We start from the raw sequence: 17,064 nt of genomic DNA on the forward strand, positions 1-17,064 counted from the left end.
GGGTCGCCACGCTGTCCGGCGCACCGCTATTTTCCTCCGCTGAAAGGGTTTCACCATGAACTTGACCACTCCTCCTACCCGTACCGTGCTATGGGGCGCCGCCGCATTGATGGCCTGCACGCTCGCGGCCCCGGCACAGGCGGCCGACGCCAGCCCGGCAGCCGACAAAACGACCACTACCCTGGGCCTTGGCATGGGGATCACGCCGCGCTACATGGGCGCCGACCGCTACCGCGCGCTTGTGCTGCCGATGTTCAGTATCCAGCGTGGCGTGCTGTTCGCCGACACCACCCGTGGGCTGGGCCTGCAATATCAATCCGACAGCGGCTTTGGCGCCAGCGCGGCGATCAACTACGACCTGGGTCGCAAGGAGAAGGACAGCGCCAGCCGCCCGGGCGACCGCGAGCTGAACGGCATGGGCGATGTCAACGGCGCCACCGTCGCCGACTTCACCCTCAGCCAGCAACTGCTTGACTGGCTGTCGGTCAGCGGCGAAGCCGAACTGCGCATGGCCGGCGAGCACCGTGGCAACCGTTACCGCTTTGGCCTGGAAGGCATCCTGGTTCATACCGACAGCGACACCCTGGCTCTGGACATTGACGCCCATGCCGGCGATGGCCGCTACAACCAAACCTTCTTCGGCGTCACCCAGGCACAGAGCCAGCGTTCGCTCTATGGCAAATACAGCGCCGATGCCGGGATCTACGCCTACTCCGCCACCATGAACTGGCAGCACAGCCTGGACGCACACTGGTCGACGCTGGTCAGCCTGACGCTGACCCAGTACGCCGACCAGGCCCGTAACAGCCCGCTGGTCCGGCGTGAGAGCGCCGGCCTGGGCATGTTCGCCATCAACTACATCTTCTGATAACGAGGCGCCAGGCATGCAGGGTTTTGCACAATTGTTCCGTGCTTGGGGCCGTCTCCTGATGCTCGGCGCGCTGTCGCTGAGTATCGGTGCCCAAGCCTCCGCGTTCGTCCATCCGGGCCTGTTGCAGACCGAGGAAGACTTCATACGCATCCGCGAAAAACTGGCCAACCATAACCAGCCGTGGCTGGCCGGCTGGCAGAAGCTGATCGCCAACCGGCACGCATCCCTGGCCTGGAACCCAAGCCCGGTTGCGGTGGTGTATCGGGGGGCGGATGGTCGACATCCGGAAAACTACGCCAGGTTATTCAACGATGCTGCCGCCGCGTACGCCTTGGCCCTGCGCTGGCAGCTTTCGGGCGATACCGCGTATGCCGACAAAGCCGTAGCGATGTTGAACCAATGGTCCACCACCCTGACGGCGATTGAAGGCACATCGGAACGTTTCCTGGCATCCGGTTTGTATGGTTATCAACTCGCCAATGCCGCAGAGTTACTGCGCGGTTATTCAAGGTGGACGGCTGCGGACTTTCATCAATTCCAGCGCATGATGCTCACGGTCTTCTACCCGATGAATCATGATTTCCTGGTACGTCACAATAACGCGCTGGTCGACCACTATTGGGCGAACTGGGACCTGGCCAACATGAACTCGATGCTGGCGATTGGCGTACTGACCGACCGCCGCGATGTCTATGATGAAGCGGTCAACTATTTCAAACATGGCGCTGGCAACGGTGCCATTGAGCACGTGGTCTGGAAGCTCTACGGCAATGGCCTGGGCCAGGTCCAGGAAAGCGGGCGTGACCAGGCGCATACATTGCTTGATATCGCCTTGCTCGGCAGTTTCTGCCAAATGGCCTGGAGTCAGGGTGAGGACTTGTTCGGTTACCAGAACAACCGCGTGCTACAAGGCGCCGAGTACGTGGCCAAGTACAACCTGGGCCACGACGTGCCTTTCACCCCCTTTATCAACAACGGTTTCAAGCAAACCGTTATCTCGCCAGAACATCGCGGCGACATCCGTCCGATCTGGGAACTGCTCTACAACCACTACGTCGTGCTTAAAGGCCTCAAGGCGCCGTACGTGAAAGCCTTCGCGCAGAAGGCCCAGGTGGAAGGTGGTGGCGGAGATTACGGGCCGAACAGCGGTGGCTACGATCAGTTGGGGTATGGAAGCTTGCTGTATTCGTTGGGGGAATACGGGCTGTCCAACACTCAGCTGATGCCGTGAGGGCCTCAGTGCGCCCCTACGTCACTTCCTGACGCGGAGCGCGGCCCAGCGACCAACCGAAGTTCATCCCAGCGGCCGCCAGCAGGATGGCGCTCGCTCCGATCACTTGCAGGACGCTGAGCGGATGCGCAAAGGCAACCCAGTCGACCAGGATCGCCATGATCGGATAGATGAATGACAGAGCCCCCACCAGCGCCGTGGGGATTTTCTGGATGGCGCTGTACAGCAAGGTGGACATGAGCCCGGTATGAACCACGCCGATAATGATCAGGTACGTCCAGGCGCCCTCCACCGTATCGACCCTGCCCACGTCCACGAACGGGGCCAGGACCAGCGCACCGACCACCATCTGGATCAGCACGATCAGGTGCGCGGGCAGGTCCTTGAGGCGTTTGGTGATCGCTGCCGCCACCGCGTAGAAGAAGGCTGAAGCCAGGGCCAGGCAGACGCCCAGCACGTGGTCGGCACCCGTGGCCTGGCCATTGCCCTTGGCGGAAACGATCAGCATCAGGCCGGCGAAGGCCAACAGCAGCCACCCGACCTTGGCGGCGCTGAGGCGTTCGGCAAAAAACACTACACCCAGGCCCACCAGCATGAACGGCTGGACGTGGTAGACCACCGTGGCAACGGCGATGGAGGAGTGTTTGTAGGCACTGAACAGCAGCACCCAGTTGAGGATCAGTGCCAGCCCGCCCAGGCACACCAGCATGAATTGCCGCAGGCTGATCACAGAGCGGCGCAGCACCCCAAGCACGAGGCACACCATCAGCATCGCCATGGCGCCGAACACGCAACGCCAGAACACCACGGCCTCCGGGCTCTGCCCCGACATGACGACGAACCAGCCCACTGTGCCGGAGATCACCATGGCCGAGATCATTTCGAGGGTTCCGCGCGTTTGCGCCTTCATCACTCACTGCTTCCTTGCTCTCGACATTGCAGTAACCTGAGCCGCCATAGGCAGCCCAGCCGCAAAGTTGAACTTTATAATGAACTATCGAACGCTATACTGAACAAGGCGTTCAAAAGCGTCAACTCATTAAAGGATGATTTATAAAACAAATGACCGACATACCGAACACCATAAACACTCCGAGCCGAATCGACCTGCTGGCACTCTCAATCAAACGCGAACGCCTGGCCGCCGGGCTTTCCTTGACCGAATTGGCGAAACGCGCCGGGGTAGCCAAGTCGACCTTGTCTCAATTGGAGTCGGGCATCGGTAACCCCAGCATCGAGACCTTATGGGCGCTGGCGATGGCAATGGGTTTGCAAGTCACCCGGTTCTTCGAGCAACCCCAGCAGACGCTGCGGGTGATCCGCGCCAACGAGGGCATGACCGCCTATGCCGAGACGGCCAATTACGCAGCGACACTGCTTGCCGATTGCCCTGCGGGGGTACAGCGCGACATCTACCGGCTGAAGGTGCAGCCCGGCGAAGTGCGGCTGTCTCAGCCTCACCCTTCGGGCACCATAGAGCACGTGGTGTTGTGCAGTGGCAGCGCCCATATAGGCCCGGCAAGCGGGCCTGTATTGCTGAACGCTGGCGACTACATCAGCTACCTGGCAAATGTGCCGCATGTGTTCGAAGCACTCGAGGCGAATACCACGGCGGTGATGGTGATAGAGCATTCCTGAGAAGGAGGCCCTGGAAACGGCGGGGCTGCGCGGTGTTGGCATCGCCAACCTGCCGACCGCCGCCGTGGCCGCTGAGATCGCCGATGGACGCCCGATTGCGTTGCTGCCTGAGTGGCAGCCCGCCGAAGGTGTGATTACCGTCGTCTTTGCGTCCAGGCGTGGGCTGATGCCCTCGGTGCGGTCCTTGATCGACTTCCTGGGCGAGGCGTTCGATGCAGCCGACTCAGTCAAGTCTGGCTCTTGACCTTGCTCCACAACCGCACCCGCTCCATTCTCAGCGTTGGCGTGCAGAAAAGCGGAAGACCAAAGGCCGCAAAGGTTCCTTGCACGCTCGGCAATAGTCTTTTGTCATCACGCCCATTGATAGCACCCTAACGAAACCCCCATGCTAGAGGGCTAAGTGCGCGCTTATATCATTCCGAATGATAGTTACCTTTGCTTCATTCGATTCGTGACATACCGCCTCGCCGCGCATGATCCGCCCATCTCAAATACATTGGCGGATGCACCTCATGGAACAGTCACTCAAACATTTGCGCTTCCCCTTGGCGATCCTGGCCGTGGTGGTGATGAGCGCGTGCGGCAAGACCCCGGATCAAGCGGCCGCCATGCCCCCGGCCAAGGTCAGCGTAGCCAAGGTACTGGAGCAGCCGGTCAACGAGTGGGACGAATTCACCGGGCGCCTCGAGGCGCCGGAAACCGTGCAGATTCGTCCTCGGGTCTCGGGCCAGATTGACCAAGTCGCTTTTACAGAAGGCGCTTTGGTCAAGAAAGGCGACCTGTTGTTCCAGATCGACCCTCGCCCCTTCCAGGCTGAAGTGCGTCGTCTTGAAGCCCAGCTCGCACAAACCAAGGCGGCCGCCACCCGCAGTGAAAACGAAGCTCAGCGCGGCGAACGCCTGCGCCAGAGCAACGCGATTTCCGCCGAACTGGCCGACTCGCGCACCACCGCCGCCCAGGAAGCCCGCGCCGCCATGGCCGGGATCCAGGCGCAGCTGGACCTGGCCAGGCTGAACCTGAGCTTTACCCGCGTCACTTCGCCCATCAGTGGTCGCGTCAGCCGCGCGGAAATCACCGCTGGCAACCTGGTCACCGCCGATACCACCATCCTGACCAGCGTGGTCTCCACCGACAAGGTCTACGCCTACTTCGACGCCGATGAGCGCGTGTTCCTCAAGTACACCGAACTGGCCCGCCAGGGCCGTCGTGGCGCAACCACCCCGGTGTACCTGGGCCTGTCGAATGAAACCGGCAACCCGCACCTGGGCCAGATGAACTTCGTCGACAACCAGGTCAACCCGGCCACGGGCACCATCCGCGGCCGCGCGGTGTTCGACAACAGCAAGGGCGAGTACACCCCCGGCCTGTATGCACGCTTGAAGCTGGTCGGCAGCGGCACCTACTCCGCCGTGCTGATCAACGACGAAGCCGTCGGTACCGACCTGGGCAAGAAGTTCGTGCTGGTGATGGAAGGCGACAAGCCGGCTTACCGCGCGGTAGAGCTGGGGCCGAAGATCGAAGGCTTGCGCATTGTGCGCAGCGGCCTGAACAAGGACGACACCGTTATCGTCAAGGGCCTGCAGCGCGTGCGCCCGGGTTCGCCGGTCGCGCCGGAAACCATCCCGATGGCCAGCAAGGAAACCCTCGCCGCCTTGGCCCAACAACGACAAGCGCTTGAAGCCAGCAACCTGGAGCAAGTGGCGCCGGACAAACCCGCGCCCAAGCTCGCCAGTGTCGCGACTTCACGCGATTAAGGGATACGACTCAAGATGAATTTTTCCAATTTCTTCATTTCGCGGCCGATCTTCGCAGCGGTGCTGTCGCTGTTGATCCTGATCGCAGGTGCGATCTCGCTGTTCCAACTGCCGATCAGCGAATACCCGGAAGTGGTGCCGCCAACTGTAGTGGTACGCGCCAACTTCCCGGGCGCCAACCCCAAGGTTATCGGTGAAACCGTGGCTGCGCCGCTGGAGCAAGCCATCACTGGTGTCGAGAACATGCTGTACATGTCCTCGCAATCCACCGCCGACGGCAAGCTGACCCTGACCATCACCTTCGCCCTGGGCACCGACCTGGACAACGCGCAGGTGCAGGTGCAGAACCGTGTGACGCGCACCCAGCCCAAGCTCCCTGAGGAAGTGACGCGCATCGGTATCACCGTAGACAAGGCCTCCCCCGACCTGACCATGGTGGTGCACTTGACCTCCCCGGATCAGCGCTACGACATGCTCTACCTGTCCAACTACGCGATCCTCAATATCAAGGATGAGCTGGCCCGCCTGGGCGGCGTTGGCGATGTGCAGTTGTTCGGCATGGGCGACTACTCCCTGCGCGTGTGGCTGGATCCGAACAAAACTGCATCGCGTAACCTCACCGCGACCGATGTGGTCACGGCGATCCGCGAACAGAACCGCCAGGTGGCGGCCGGTGCCCTGGGCGCGCAGCCTGCGCCAAGTGACACCAGCTTCCAGTTGTCGGTCAATACCCAGGGCCGCCTGGTCACCGAGGAAGAGTTCGAGAACATTGTGATTCGCGCCGGCGCCAACGGTGAAATCACGCGTTTGAAAGACATCGCCCGGGTCGAGCTGGGCTCCAGCCAATACGCGCTGCGCTCGCTGATCGATAACCAGCCCGCCGTCGCGATTCCGATTTTCCAGCGTCCCGGTTCCAACGCCATCGACATCTCCAACGATGTGCGCAGCAAGATGGCCGAGCTGAAAAAGAGCTTTCCGGCGGGCATGGATTACCGCATCGCCTATGACCCGACCATCTTTGTGCGCGGCTCGATCGAAGCGGTGGTGCACACCCTGTTCGAAGCACTGATCCTGGTGGTGCTGGTGGTGATCCTGTTCCTGCAGACCTGGCGCGCCTCGATCATTCCATTGGTGGCGGTGCCGGTGTCCTTGATCGGTACGTTTGCGGTGATGCACCTGTTCGGGTTCTCGCTCAATGCGCTGTCATTGTTCGGCCTGGTACTGGCCATCGGCATCGTGGTGGACGACGCCATCGTGGTGGTGGAGAACGTCGAACGTAATATCGAGCTGGGCCTGGAACCGTTCCCGGCTACCGAAAAAGCCATGAGTGAGGTCACCGGTCCGATCATCGCCACCGCGCTGGTGCTGTGTGCGGTGTTTATCCCGGCCGCCTTTATCAGTGGCTTGACCGGGCAGTTCTACAAGCAGTTCGCCTTGACCATTGCGATCTCGACCGTGATTTCGGCGTTCAACTCGCTGACACTGTCCCCTGCCCTGGCTGCCGTGTTGCTGCGTGCTCACGACGCGCCGAAGGATCGTTTCTCCAGGTTCCTCGACAAGCTCTTCGGTGGCTGGCTGTTCCGGCCCTTCAACCGCTTCTTCGAAAAGGCCAGCCATGGCTACGTAGGCACCGTGCGCCGAGTGATTCGTGGCAGCGGCATTGCCCTGTTCGTATACGCCGGCCTGATGGTGCTGACATTCTTCGGCTTTGCCCACACCCCGACCGGTTTCGTACCGGCCCAGGACAAGCAATACCTGGTGGCCTTCGCCCAACTGCCCGACGCTGCGAGCCTGGACCGCACCGAAAACGTGATGAAGCGCATGTCGGAGATCGCCCTTAAACAACCCGGCGTGGAAGCCGCGATTGCATTCCCTGGCCTGTCGATCAATGGGTTCACCAACAGCCCGAACAGCGGCATTGTGTTCGTGACCTTGAAGCCCTTCGACGAGCGTAAAGACGCGAGCATGTCGGCCGGTGCGATTGCCGGTGCGCTGAACGGCCAATACGCCAATATCGAAGAAGCCTACATGGCGATCTTCCCGCCGCCGCCTGTGCAAGGCCTGGGCACTATTGGCGGGTTCCGCCTGCAGATCGAAGACCGTGGCAACCTCGGCTATGACGAGCTGTATAAAGAAGTGCAGAACGTCATCGCCAAGAGCCACGGGGTGCCTGAACTGTTCGGCCTGTTCACCAGCTACACGGTCAACGTGCCGCAAGTCGATGCCGCCATCGACCGCGAAAAGGCCAAGACCCACGGCGTGGCGATCAGCGACATCTTCGACACCCTGCAGGTCTACCTGGGCTCGTTGTATGCCAACGACTTCAACCGCTTCGGGCGTACCTATCAGGTCAACGTGCAGGCCGAGCAACAGTTCCGCCAGGACTCCGACCAGATCGGCCAGCTGAAAGTGCGCAACAACAAAGGCGAGATGATCCCGCTGGCAACCTTTATCAAGGTCAGCGACACCTCGGGCCCGGACCGCGTGATGCACTACAACGGCTTTATCACCGCTGAAATCAACGGCAACGCCGCACCGGGCTACAGCTCCGGCCAGGCCCAGGCCGCGATTGAAAAGCTGCTCAAGGATGAATTGCCCAACGGCATGACCTACGAGTGGACCGACCTGACTTACCAGCAGATCCTCTCGGGCAATACCGCGCTGTTCGTGTTCCCGCTCTGCGTACTGCTGGCGTTCCTGGTACTGGCCGCCCAATACGAAAGCTGGAGCCTGCCGCTGGCGGTGATCCTGATCGTACCGATGACGCTGCTGTCGGCCATTACCGGGGTGATCATCTCGGGCGGCGACAACAACATCTTCACCCAGATCGGCCTGATCGTACTGGTGGGCCTGGCGTGCAAGAACGCGATCCTGATCGTCGAGTTCGCCAAGGATAAACAGCAGGAAGGTCTCGACCCGCTCGCCGCGGTACTGGAAGCCTGCCGCCTGCGTCTGCGGCCGATCCTGATGACCTCGTTCGCGTTCATCATGGGCGTGGTGCCGTTGGTATTGTCCACCGGTGCCGGTGCCGAGATGCGCCATGCCATGGGTGTGGCGGTGTTCTCCGGGATGATCGGTGTGACCTTCTTCGGTCTGTTGCTGACACCAGTGTTCTACGTACTGATCCGGCGCTATGTGGAGCGCCAGGAAGCGCGCAAAGCGGCCAAGGCCTTGAAGCTGGAGACACAGCAATGAGTGTGAAAGTATTCCTGCCGAGCTTGCTGGTACTGGCGCTCGCCGCCTGTGCCGTAGGCCCGGACTACAAGACCCAGCAGTTGGAGGCGGCCAATATCACGGCCGCCGCCGACAGCAAAAGCTACGACCATGCCAAGTACGAAGGCATCTGGTGGCAGCAGTTCGACGACCCGACCCTCGACCAACTGGTGACCCAGTCACTGAGCGGTAACCGCGACCTGCGCGTGGCCTTCGCCCGCCTGCGAGCGGCACGGGCGATCCGCGATGATGCCGCCAACGACATCATGCCGGTGGTCACCTCCCGCGCCAGCAGCGATGTGGGCAAGGGCCAGATTCCCGGGCAGACCACCAAGCGCGTCAACAGCGAGCGCTACGACCTGGGCCTGGACATGGCCTGGGAGGTGGACTTGTTTGGACGCATCCGCCGTAACCTGGAAGCCAGCGACGCCGACCAGCAGGTGGCCGAAGCCGACCTGTACCAACTGCAAGTCACCATGATTGCCGAGTTGGTAGATGCCTACGGCCAGCTGCGCGGTGCGCAACTGCGTGAACGCATCGCCCTGGACAACTTGAAGAATCAGCAAGAATCGCGCGCCATCACCGTCAGCCTGCGTGATGCCGGCGTCGGTGATCAGCTCGACGTGGAACGTGCCGATGCGCGCCTGGCGGCGGTGGAAGCCAGCGTGCCGCAACTGCAGGCCGAACAAGTGCGCGAACGCAATCGCATCGCCACCCTCCTCGGCCAGCGCCCCGACAAGCTGAGCGTGGACCTGAGCCCCAAAGACCTGCCGGCAATCGCCAAGGCGTTGCCGATCGGCGACCCAGGGCAATTGCTGCAACGTCGCCCGGACATTCTCAGCGCCGAACGCAAGCTGGCCGCCGCCACTGCACGGATCGGCGTGGCCAAGGCCGACCTGTTCCCACGGGTCAGCCTCAGCGGCTTCCTCGGCTTCACCGCCGGGCGGGGCTCGCAGATCGGTTCGGCCGCGGCGAATGCCTGGTCCCTGGGCCCAAGCATTACCTGGGCCGCATTTGACCTGGGCAGCGTGCGCGCACGTTTGCGTGGTGCGAATGCCGAAGCCGATGGCGCGTTGGCGACCTATGAGCAGCAGGTGTTGCTGGCGCTGGAAGAATCTGAAAACGCCTTCAGCGATTACGGCAAGCGCCAGCAACGCCTGGTCTCGCTGATCCGTCAAAGCGAATCCAGCCGCGCCGCCGCCGACCTCGCGGCGATCCGCTACCGCGAAGGTACCGTGGACTTCCTGGTATTGCTCGACGCCCAGCGCGAACGCCTGGCTGCCGAAGATTCCCAGGCCCAGGCCGAAGTGGATCTGTATCGCGGCATTGTCGCGATCTACAAGGCGTTGGGTGGTGGCTGGCAGCCAGATACGGTAGTCGCCAGCAGCAAGTGAGGTAAAGAGCTCCTTTGGTTGGTCGCATCCAGCCAATTTTTAGCCCCGTGGATCATTCGGTCACGGGGCTTTTTTTTGCCAAGACTTCCTAAAATATTGAAAGCTATTTCTGTAAGACAATTAAGAAGTCCTTCGTAGGTAATTTCCTAGTACCGCGCTATATCCGGTTTCCAGGTTTAAATACTTCAGAAACAACTGTGCACTTCATGTAGGCAAGCGTTACACCCACGCTAAAGTAATTGGCACAAGCGTCGACAACCCAATGTCACTTACCAATGGAGGAAGGCGACATGGCTATCATGTTGACTGCTGAGCAGATGAGGTATACCAAGGCAACCAATGCATTCGTGATCAAAAATCCAGAGCAGACAACCAATGCATTTACGATTACAAAGAAGAACGTAGCGGCTGACACCCTACAGCTCAATGACAACAGTCAAATCACCAAACTCAAGGCTTATCTGAAAGATTATGACATGACGTCTATTAATTCAGACGACTTAAGAAAGGTGGGACGCACGCTGTTCGAACACGATATGATTGATATCTATGCATACAGGATGTTCATAGGTGGCAATCTGCACACCGATGCAAACGGCGTTCCAACGGAGACGCACGTAAAATTCAACGCGATTGCCTTATTTAACGAGCGACTGGTGGAGTACAGCGAATTCCTGGAAGACAACCCTGCGGGGGCAAACGAGCATACGTTGAGATGGAGGCAGGGAATGGTAGCCGCTAATCACGCCATGGGAGCACTGGCCTATTTTGTAAAATCTTCCAACAGCGCTTTATCAGTAGATGAAAAAGCTTGATTAAGATGCTCGCAAACAGTGCGCCAATAAACCTCGTGGCGCACTGTTTGGCTCAACGACTCAGCGGCCGTATCTAGCGGTGCCAGAATAAGATTGCGCCTCCGAACCAGAATTAATCATGACGATTCGATAGGTTCCAAACACACCAGAGTAGGACGTAGTCCCTCCAAAGGTTCCAGCAACATCCCCCCAGGAAGCGCCCGCCTGTTTTTGAATAATCAACTGTGGCGCCCTCCCGCCACCGCTCGTGGAAGCTGAGGCATCAATAGTCGCACCCGCACATCCATTCGCGGAAGTTATTGTGAACGGGCCATACACTGTCGTTTCCACACCAGGCTGCAAAAGCCCGCTATAGCTATCACTTATATACAGACACAAGGCCGACACCTGAGTAGAAAAAAGCATTAACGCGAGACACGGCAACGCAATAAGACCTTTCATGATCTCACCTCAAATCAGTAAATAATGAATGAATACTCACTCGAAATATCGGATTTTTTATTTCCCCATAAGCGCACCTCACAGTTAAGCAACGGCTGCCAGCACACGACACTCGATATCAACCCAGCAGATATCAAGCACCCACTAATGCAGGTAGGAACACGTTGCTTACGGTGCACGAAATCAAGCGCCAAATATGCCAGCCGCTTCCTAAAACATAGAAGGATCGATCTGTCATACCCAGATGAAGGAATAAGAGAGAAATGTCCTAGTCCTGATAACAGCGGTTAGAACCGACTTGGCTCGTTCAAAATCAAACTCCGATAATGCCCGGGATTGGACCCCGCCCACTTACGAAACGCCTTGTAAAACGAACTCGCATCGGCAAACCCCAGCCGCGAGGCAATCTCGGCAAAGCTGATCTGCGGCTCAGCCAGCCACACAATCGCCAACTCCTTGCGTACGCTGTCCTTGAGGCCCTGATAAGTTTGCCCTTCTTCCGCCAGACGTCGGCGCAATGTGGACGCCGAAATGCACAACGTAGCCGCAAGCCCGTCGGTTTCAGGCCAGGCGTCGGGAGGCATCTGCCGAAGGTCATGCTTGATGCGGGTAGCAAGGCTCTCAGGGTCGCGGTATTTGACCAGAATATTGGCCGGCGCATGGGCCAGGAAACGTTGGAGCTCCTGCGGGCTGCGCTTGATCGGTAGGTCCAGGCAGTCCGCAGAAAAGATCATGCGAGTGCGGGGTCGATCAAAGCGCAGGTTGTCGGAAAACATTACCTGGTAATCGTCACAGAAGCCCGGCTGCGCACAGCGCAACTCAATGGCGAGGATGGGGATTCGACGCCCTGCCAGCCAACAGGCAACGCCGTGCACGATCATCCAGTAGGTGAAATAGGTGAACGCACGCTTAGGCTCAGGCTCGGGTTCGAGCAGGACGATCTCCGCCAGGCTCTGTTGGCGAACCAGCTGCGCGGGCATGCGCTCAAGCATCAGCGACAGAAACCCCAAGCCCGTTTCCAGGCCCGGGGCCAGGCTGGGTTGCGCCATGGCGGCACGACACAGAAACGCCAGGCTGCCGGATTTGAGTTTGCGCGGGTCCATGCCGAAGAACTCATCGTCTGTGCGCCGCGCCAGCAATCTCCACAGGCGCGCATAGGCCGTGGCCGCAACCCGTGCGCTTGGCTGCTCCAGCAATGCGGGATCAATCCCGACCTTGCTTAACGCCTCAACGGTGGCCGCCCCAGGCGCACAGCTCTGCAACAGGGCTTCACGCACGAGGTGGATGGAGATGGTGTCTTTTTCCGACATGAGCTGTTGGCCAATCCGACGGCTACTTCAGTGGCGTGCATCATAAAGGCGGTTTCGCTTCGCCACCACCGTTCAGCCCAGGTTCAGCAAAGGTCAATATTTCTTGTTTAGCAATGAGTATCATTATGTTACAACTTAGCTTCCTAACTAGTTACGCCCCGGTGCCCGATGCTCGTTCCGTTTTTAATCATGTTGCGCGAAGGCATTGAAGCCGCCTTGATCGTTGGCATCATCGCCAGTTATCTGCAGCAGACCGGCCGTGGCCAGTGGATGCCTGCGGTGTGGATCGGCGTATTCCTGGCCGCGGCCCTGGCGTTGCTGGTGGGCGGCGGTCTGGAACTGGTCAGTGCGGAATTTCCGCAAAAGCAGCAGGAATTGTTCGAAGGCGTCGTCGGCCTGGTTGCCGTGGGTATCCTCAGCTCCATGGTGTTCTGGATGCGCAAGGTGGCGCGTTCGATCAAGCATACCCTGCACGAATCCCTCGATCATGCGCTGGCAGGTTCCAGGCACCAGGTGATCGCGTTGATCGCCATGGTGTTTTTCGCCGTGGCCCGCGAAGGTCTGGAGACGGTATTTTTCCTGTTGGCCGTGTTCCAGCAGAGCGAAGGCCCGGGCGCACCGATCGGTGCCCTGCTCGGCCTGATCCTGGCCATCGTCGTCGGTTTCCTCATCTATTCCGGCAGCATGCGCCTGAACCTCGGCGCGTTTTTCCGCTGGACCGGCCTGTTCATCCTCGTGGTGGCCGCCGGCATTCTCGCCAACTCGGTGCAGGCCCTGCACGAGGCCGGCGTGTGGAACCACTGGCAGACCGTGCTGTTCGATTTCAGCGCTGCGCTGCCGATGGACAGCCCGTTGGGCTCAGTACTGGCCGGCATGTTCGGCTACCAGGAGGCGCCGACGGTCAGCACCCTGGGTGCCTATGTGATTTACCTGGTGGTGGCGTTGGTGATGTTCTTCCTGCCCTCGCCCTCCGCCAAGCCCGTTGCCAAGACCTCTTCCGTTTCCAGCCAGTAAGGACCGTCCCTTGTCCAACCCAACCCCTCAATCGGCCCCGCCGTCCCGAGCCTTGCGCTGGGGCGTGGCCGGCTCGGTGGTGGTGATGATCGCCGCCGGTGGCCTGTTCTACTACGCCTCGCAACTGGCCGCTACCAAACGCCAAGTCAACCACAATGAAATCGCGGTGACGATCCACGCCCACGCCTGTGAGCCCAACGCCCTTACCGTACCGGCCGGGCGTGCGAGCTTTCGTATCATCAACCGCTCCGACCGTGCTGTGGAATGGGAAATCCTCGATGGCGTGCTGGTGGTCGAAGAGCGGGAAAATATCGCACCGGGCCTGAGCCAGGTGATCAACGCCAATCTGCAGCCCGGCGACTACGCGATCACCTGCGGCCTGCTGAGCAATCCCCGTGGCACGCTGCATGTCACGCCGACCGCTGAGTCCGACGCCCAGGCCAAGGCCAAGCCGTCGATGGTGGCGTTTATCGGCCCGCTGTCGGAGTTCCGTGTGTACCTGAGCGGCCAAGGCGGCGCGCTGGTCAAGGCCGCAGCCGCCCTGCAACAGGCGATCGACGCCGGCGACCTGGCCCAGGCCCAGGCGCTGTACGCGCCGGCCCGTGAAGCCTATCAGCGCCTGGCGCCGGCAGCCCAGCGCCTCGCCGAGCTGGACAACGCTATCAATGCTCGCGCCGATTACTTTGAAAAACGCGAGCAGGATCCGGCCTTCAGCGGCTTCCACCGCCTCGAATACAGCCTGTTCCAGCAACGCAGCCTCGATGGCCTGGCGCCGGTCGCCCAACGCTTGGTCACCGACGTCACCACGCTCAAGCAACAGCTGCTGGCTCAGTCCCTGCCGCCGGAGCAATTGGTCAGCATTGTGGTGCGCAACCTCAACAGTCTGGCGGATGTACGCGCGGTCAGCGGTGAAGAGGAGCGCTACAGCCATATTGACCTGAATGGATTTGCCGCCAACCTGCAGGTCGCCCGCAAAGTGATCGACCTGATGCGTCCACTGTTGACCAAGTCCGCCGCCGACCTGCTGCCCCACATCGACAGCGCGCTCAACGCCTTCGATGCCGAGCTCAATGGATTGAAGGTCGACAACCACTACGCCCGTTACGACAGCGTCACCGACGATCAGCGCAAGCAGATCGCCGACAAGGCCAAGGCACTGGCCGCCGCACTCGATGGAATCGACCCCGCCCTCGGCCTTTCCGGCCTGCAGTGAAGACGACCGCACTATGAGTGATACACCACAGTTTGATCTCCAACGCCGCCGCGTCCTGCTGGGCATGGCCGCCACTGGCGCGGCAATTGCCGGCAGCAGCTTGAGTTGCCCGGCCATGGCCGCAGCGGCAGAGCAAGTGACCAGCGCACCGCGCAGTGACAAGACCCATGACCGCCAGGCGTTTTTCGGCCAGCACCAAAGCGGCATCGTCACACCGCGCCCGGCCTGCGGCATGGTCGTGGCGTTCGATGTACTGGCCAGCGACCGTGAAGATCTGGAGCGGCTGTTCCGTACCTTGAACGAGCGCATCGCGTTCCTGATGAGCGGCGGCACCGTGCCCCAGGTCGATCCGAAATTGCCACCTACCGATTCCGGCATCCTCGGCCCCGTAGTGTCGCCGGATAACTTGACTATTACCCTGTCGGTGGGCGAGTCGTTGTTCGATGAGCGCTTCGGCCTCAAGGCGGTCAAACCCAAGCGCCTGAGCCGCATGGTCGGTTTTCCCAACGATGCGTTGGAACCGGCGCAATGCCACGGCGACCTGAGCCTGCAGTTCAGCTCCAATACGCCGGACACCAATATCCACGCCCTGCGCGACATCGTAAAGAACCTGCCCGACCTGCTGCTGGTGCGCTGGAAACAGGAAGGCAGCGTGCCGCCCCAGGCACCGGCCAAGCCCGGCGAGCCTGCGCAGAGCGCGCGCAATTTCCTGGGTTTTCGCGATGGTTCGGCCAACCCGGACTCCAACGATGCCAAGGCCATGGACCAGATCGTTTGGGTCCAACCCGGCAGCGACGAACCGGCCTGGGCCGCCCATGGCAGTTACCAGGCCGTGCGTATCATCCGTAACTTTGTCGAGCGTTGGGATCGCACCCCGCTGCAAGAACAGGAAAGCATCATAGGCCGCGTCAAACCCACGGGCGCCCCCATGGATGGCCAGCATGAAACCCAGGTTCCGGACTACAGCAAAGACCCGGAAGGCAAGTTGACCAAGCTCGACGCCCATATCCGCCTGGCCAACCCGCGCACCCCGCAGACCCAGGCCAACCTGATCCTGCGTCGGCCTTTCAACTACTCCAACGGCGTCAACAAAAACGGTCAGCTGGATATGGGGCTGTTGTTCATCTGCTACCAGGCCGACCTGGAGAAAGGCTTTATCAGCGTGCAAACCCGGCTAAACGGCGAGCCCCTGGAGGAATACCTCAAGCCGGTGGGTGGCGGCTATTTCTTCACCTTGCCGGGGGTCATCGGGCCCAAGGATTTCCTTGGGCGCACGCTGCTCGCCGCAACGTCCTCAACCACTGCCAATACCTAAAATAAACCAGAGCGGAATGTCTCCCATGAAGAAGTCGTTTATCGCATTGCCGTTGTTAATGAGCCTTGCGCCACTGGCGGCCTTCGCCGCCACAGCGCCGCTGGACCTGGTAGGCCCGGTGTCGGACTACAAGATCTACGTTACCGAGGAAATCGGCGAGCTGGTCACCCAGACCCAGGCGTTCACCGACGCCATCAACAAAGGCGACCTGGCCGCTGCCAAGCAGCTCTATGCGCCGACCCGCGTGCACTATGAGGCCATCGAGCCGATCGCCGAGCTGTTCAGCGACCTCGACGCGTCCATCGACTCCCGCGTCGATGACCATGAAAAAGGTGTGACGGCCGAAGACTTCACCGGCTTCCACCGGATTGAATATGCGCTGTTCGCGCAGAACTCGACCCAGGGCCTGGAGGCACTGACCGCCAAGCTCAACACCGATGTGAATGATCTCCAGACCCGCGTCGACGGCCTGACCTTCCCACCGGAAAAAGTCGTCGGCGGCGCCGCCGCGCTGCTGGAAGAAGTCGCCGCTACCAAGATCTCCGGCGAGGAAGATCGCTACAGCCATACCGACCTGTATGACTTCCAGGGCAACATCGATGGCGCGAAGAAAATCGTCGACCTATTCCGTGGCCAGATCGGCCAGCAAGACCAGGCCTTCCTGGCCAAGGTCGACAAGAACTTCGCCACCGTCAACAAGATCCTGGCCAAGTACAAGACCCAGGATGGCGGCTTCGAGACCTACGACAAGGTCAAGGACAACGACCGCAAGGCGCTGGTGGGCCCGGTCAACACCCTCGCTGAAGACCTGTCGATGCTGCGCGGCAAGTTGGGCTTGAACTAAGCGCTTGGCGC

Annotated in this window: 14 protein-coding genes; 12 read left to right on the forward strand and 2 right to left on the reverse strand. The window is 60.5% G+C overall.

Annotation, left to right across the window (positions count from 1 at the left end; genetic code table 11):
• Positions 1–55: 55 nt before the first annotated feature.
• Together NMB39_RS15430 and NMB39_RS15435 are read left to right on the forward strand one after the other, a co-directional pair.
• The gene (locus NMB39_RS15430) at positions 56–868 is read left to right on the forward strand and encodes a MipA/OmpV family protein (protein WP_494340500.1); all 813 of its coding nucleotides are present in this window, start codon (positions 56–58) and stop codon (positions 866–868) included.
• Between the two features lie 61 nt (positions 869–929).
• Positions 930–2,102, forward strand: coding sequence for an alginate lyase family protein (locus NMB39_RS15435; RefSeq protein ID WP_416146445.1), 1,173 nt, complete (start codon positions 930–932; stop codon positions 2,100–2,102).
• 16 nt (positions 2,103–2,118) lie between these two features.
• Here the strand turns inward: NMB39_RS15435 and NMB39_RS15440 are convergent, their stop codons facing one another.
• Complete coding sequence (locus NMB39_RS15440; RefSeq protein ID WP_494340499.1) at positions 2,119–3,012, reverse strand: DMT family transporter; 894 nt, start codon at positions 3,010–3,012, stop codon at positions 2,119–2,121.
• A gap of 152 nt (positions 3,013–3,164) precedes the next feature.
• On the opposite strand from NMB39_RS15440, the gene NMB39_RS15445 reads away from it, so the two are divergent.
• From NMB39_RS15445 to NMB39_RS15470, 6 genes are all read left to right on the forward strand, one after another.
• Positions 3,165–3,740 carry a helix-turn-helix domain-containing protein gene (locus tag NMB39_RS15445; protein WP_494340498.1) on the forward strand — a complete coding sequence of 192 codons (576 nt, stop codon included), beginning with the start codon at positions 3,165–3,167 and terminating at the stop codon, positions 3,738–3,740.
• 64 nt (positions 3,741–3,804) lie between these two features.
• Positions 3,805–3,984, forward strand: coding sequence for a hypothetical protein (locus NMB39_RS15450; RefSeq protein WP_494340497.1), 180 nt, complete (start codon positions 3,805–3,807; stop codon positions 3,982–3,984).
• Between the two features lie 268 nt (positions 3,985–4,252).
• Positions 4,253–5,494, forward strand: a complete 1,242-nt coding sequence (gene mexE, locus NMB39_RS15455; protein ID WP_494340496.1) for a multidrug efflux RND transporter periplasmic adaptor subunit MexE — start codon at positions 4,253–4,255, stop codon at positions 5,492–5,494.
• Between the two features lie 15 nt (positions 5,495–5,509).
• Positions 5,510–8,689: an efflux RND transporter permease subunit gene (locus NMB39_RS15460; protein WP_057022386.1), complete on the forward strand. Its 3,180-nt coding sequence runs from the start codon at positions 5,510–5,512 to the stop codon at positions 8,687–8,689.
• Complete coding sequence (locus NMB39_RS15465; protein WP_057022387.1) at positions 8,686–10,101, forward strand: efflux transporter outer membrane subunit; 1,416 nt, start codon at positions 8,686–8,688, stop codon at positions 10,099–10,101. The genes NMB39_RS15460 and NMB39_RS15465 overlap by 4 nt, the downstream gene beginning before the upstream one ends.
• A gap of 290 nt (positions 10,102–10,391) precedes the next feature.
• Positions 10,392–10,916 (forward strand): hypothetical protein, encoded by a 525-nt coding sequence (locus tag NMB39_RS15470; RefSeq protein WP_057022388.1) that lies wholly within the window; start codon positions 10,392–10,394, stop codon positions 10,914–10,916.
• A gap of 728 nt (positions 10,917–11,644) precedes the next feature.
• Here the strand turns inward: NMB39_RS15470 and NMB39_RS15475 are convergent.
• Positions 11,645–12,667, reverse strand: a complete 1,023-nt coding sequence (locus NMB39_RS15475) for an AraC family transcriptional regulator (RefSeq protein ID WP_494340495.1) — start codon at positions 12,665–12,667, stop codon at positions 11,645–11,647.
• A 168-nt stretch (positions 12,668–12,835) separates the two neighbouring features.
• Here NMB39_RS15475 and efeU point away from each other — a divergent pair, with 168 nt between their 5' ends.
• Genes efeU through efeO (NMB39_RS15495) form a run of 4 tightly spaced genes read left to right on the forward strand, consistent with a single transcriptional unit; the run spans position 12,836 to position 17,053 of the window.
• Complete coding sequence (efeU, locus tag NMB39_RS15480; protein WP_306957869.1) at positions 12,836–13,681, forward strand: iron uptake transporter permease EfeU; 846 nt, start codon at positions 12,836–12,838, stop codon at positions 13,679–13,681.
• 10 nt (positions 13,682–13,691) lie between these two features.
• Positions 13,692–14,894 (forward strand): iron uptake system protein EfeO, encoded by a 1,203-nt coding sequence (gene efeO, locus NMB39_RS15485; protein ID WP_057022391.1) that lies wholly within the window; start codon positions 13,692–13,694, stop codon positions 14,892–14,894.
• Between the two features lie 13 nt (positions 14,895–14,907).
• On the forward strand, positions 14,908–16,209 hold the full coding sequence (efeB, locus tag NMB39_RS15490) for an iron uptake transporter deferrochelatase/peroxidase subunit (RefSeq protein WP_494340494.1): 1,302 nt from the start codon (positions 14,908–14,910) through the stop codon (positions 16,207–16,209).
• 25 nt (positions 16,210–16,234) lie between these two features.
• Positions 16,235–17,053: an iron uptake system protein EfeO gene (efeO, locus tag NMB39_RS15495; RefSeq protein ID WP_057022392.1), complete on the forward strand. Its 819-nt coding sequence runs from the start codon at positions 16,235–16,237 to the stop codon at positions 17,051–17,053.
• The last annotated feature ends 11 nt before the right edge of the window (positions 17,054–17,064 follow it).

It is taken from the genome of Pseudomonas sp. FBCC-B545 (assembly GCF_059134095.1).

Excerpts from the sequence above, each read along its gene's own strand:
- NMB39_RS15440 (WP_494340499.1), bottom strand. The coding sequence starts at position 3,012 with ATGAAGGCGCAAACGCGCGGAACCCTCGAAATGATCTCGGCCATGGTG.
- efeO (WP_057022392.1), top strand. The coding sequence starts at position 16,235 with ATGAAGAAGTCGTTTATCGCATTGCCGTTGTTAATGAGCCTTGCGCCA.
- NMB39_RS15475 (WP_494340495.1), bottom strand. The coding sequence starts at position 12,667 with ATGTCGGAAAAAGACACCATCTCCATCCACCTCGTGCGTGAAGCCCTG.
- NMB39_RS15435 (WP_416146445.1), top strand. The coding sequence starts at position 930 with ATGCTCGGCGCGCTGTCGCTGAGTATCGGTGCCCAAGCCTCCGCGTTC.
- NMB39_RS15470 (WP_057022388.1), top strand. The coding sequence starts at position 10,392 with ATGGCTATCATGTTGACTGCTGAGCAGATGAGGTATACCAAGGCAACC.
- NMB39_RS15465 (WP_057022387.1), top strand. The coding sequence starts at position 8,686 with ATGAGTGTGAAAGTATTCCTGCCGAGCTTGCTGGTACTGGCGCTCGCC.
- NMB39_RS15445 (WP_494340498.1), top strand. The coding sequence starts at position 3,165 with ATGACCGACATACCGAACACCATAAACACTCCGAGCCGAATCGACCTG.
- NMB39_RS15430 (WP_494340500.1), top strand. The coding sequence starts at position 56 with ATGAACTTGACCACTCCTCCTACCCGTACCGTGCTATGGGGCGCCGCC.
- efeB (WP_494340494.1), top strand. The coding sequence starts at position 14,908 with ATGAGTGATACACCACAGTTTGATCTCCAACGCCGCCGCGTCCTGCTG.
- efeU (WP_306957869.1), top strand. The coding sequence starts at position 12,836 with ATGCTCGTTCCGTTTTTAATCATGTTGCGCGAAGGCATTGAAGCCGCC.
- NMB39_RS15460 (WP_057022386.1), top strand. The coding sequence starts at position 5,510 with ATGAATTTTTCCAATTTCTTCATTTCGCGGCCGATCTTCGCAGCGGTG.
- mexE (WP_494340496.1), top strand. The coding sequence starts at position 4,253 with ATGGAACAGTCACTCAAACATTTGCGCTTCCCCTTGGCGATCCTGGCC.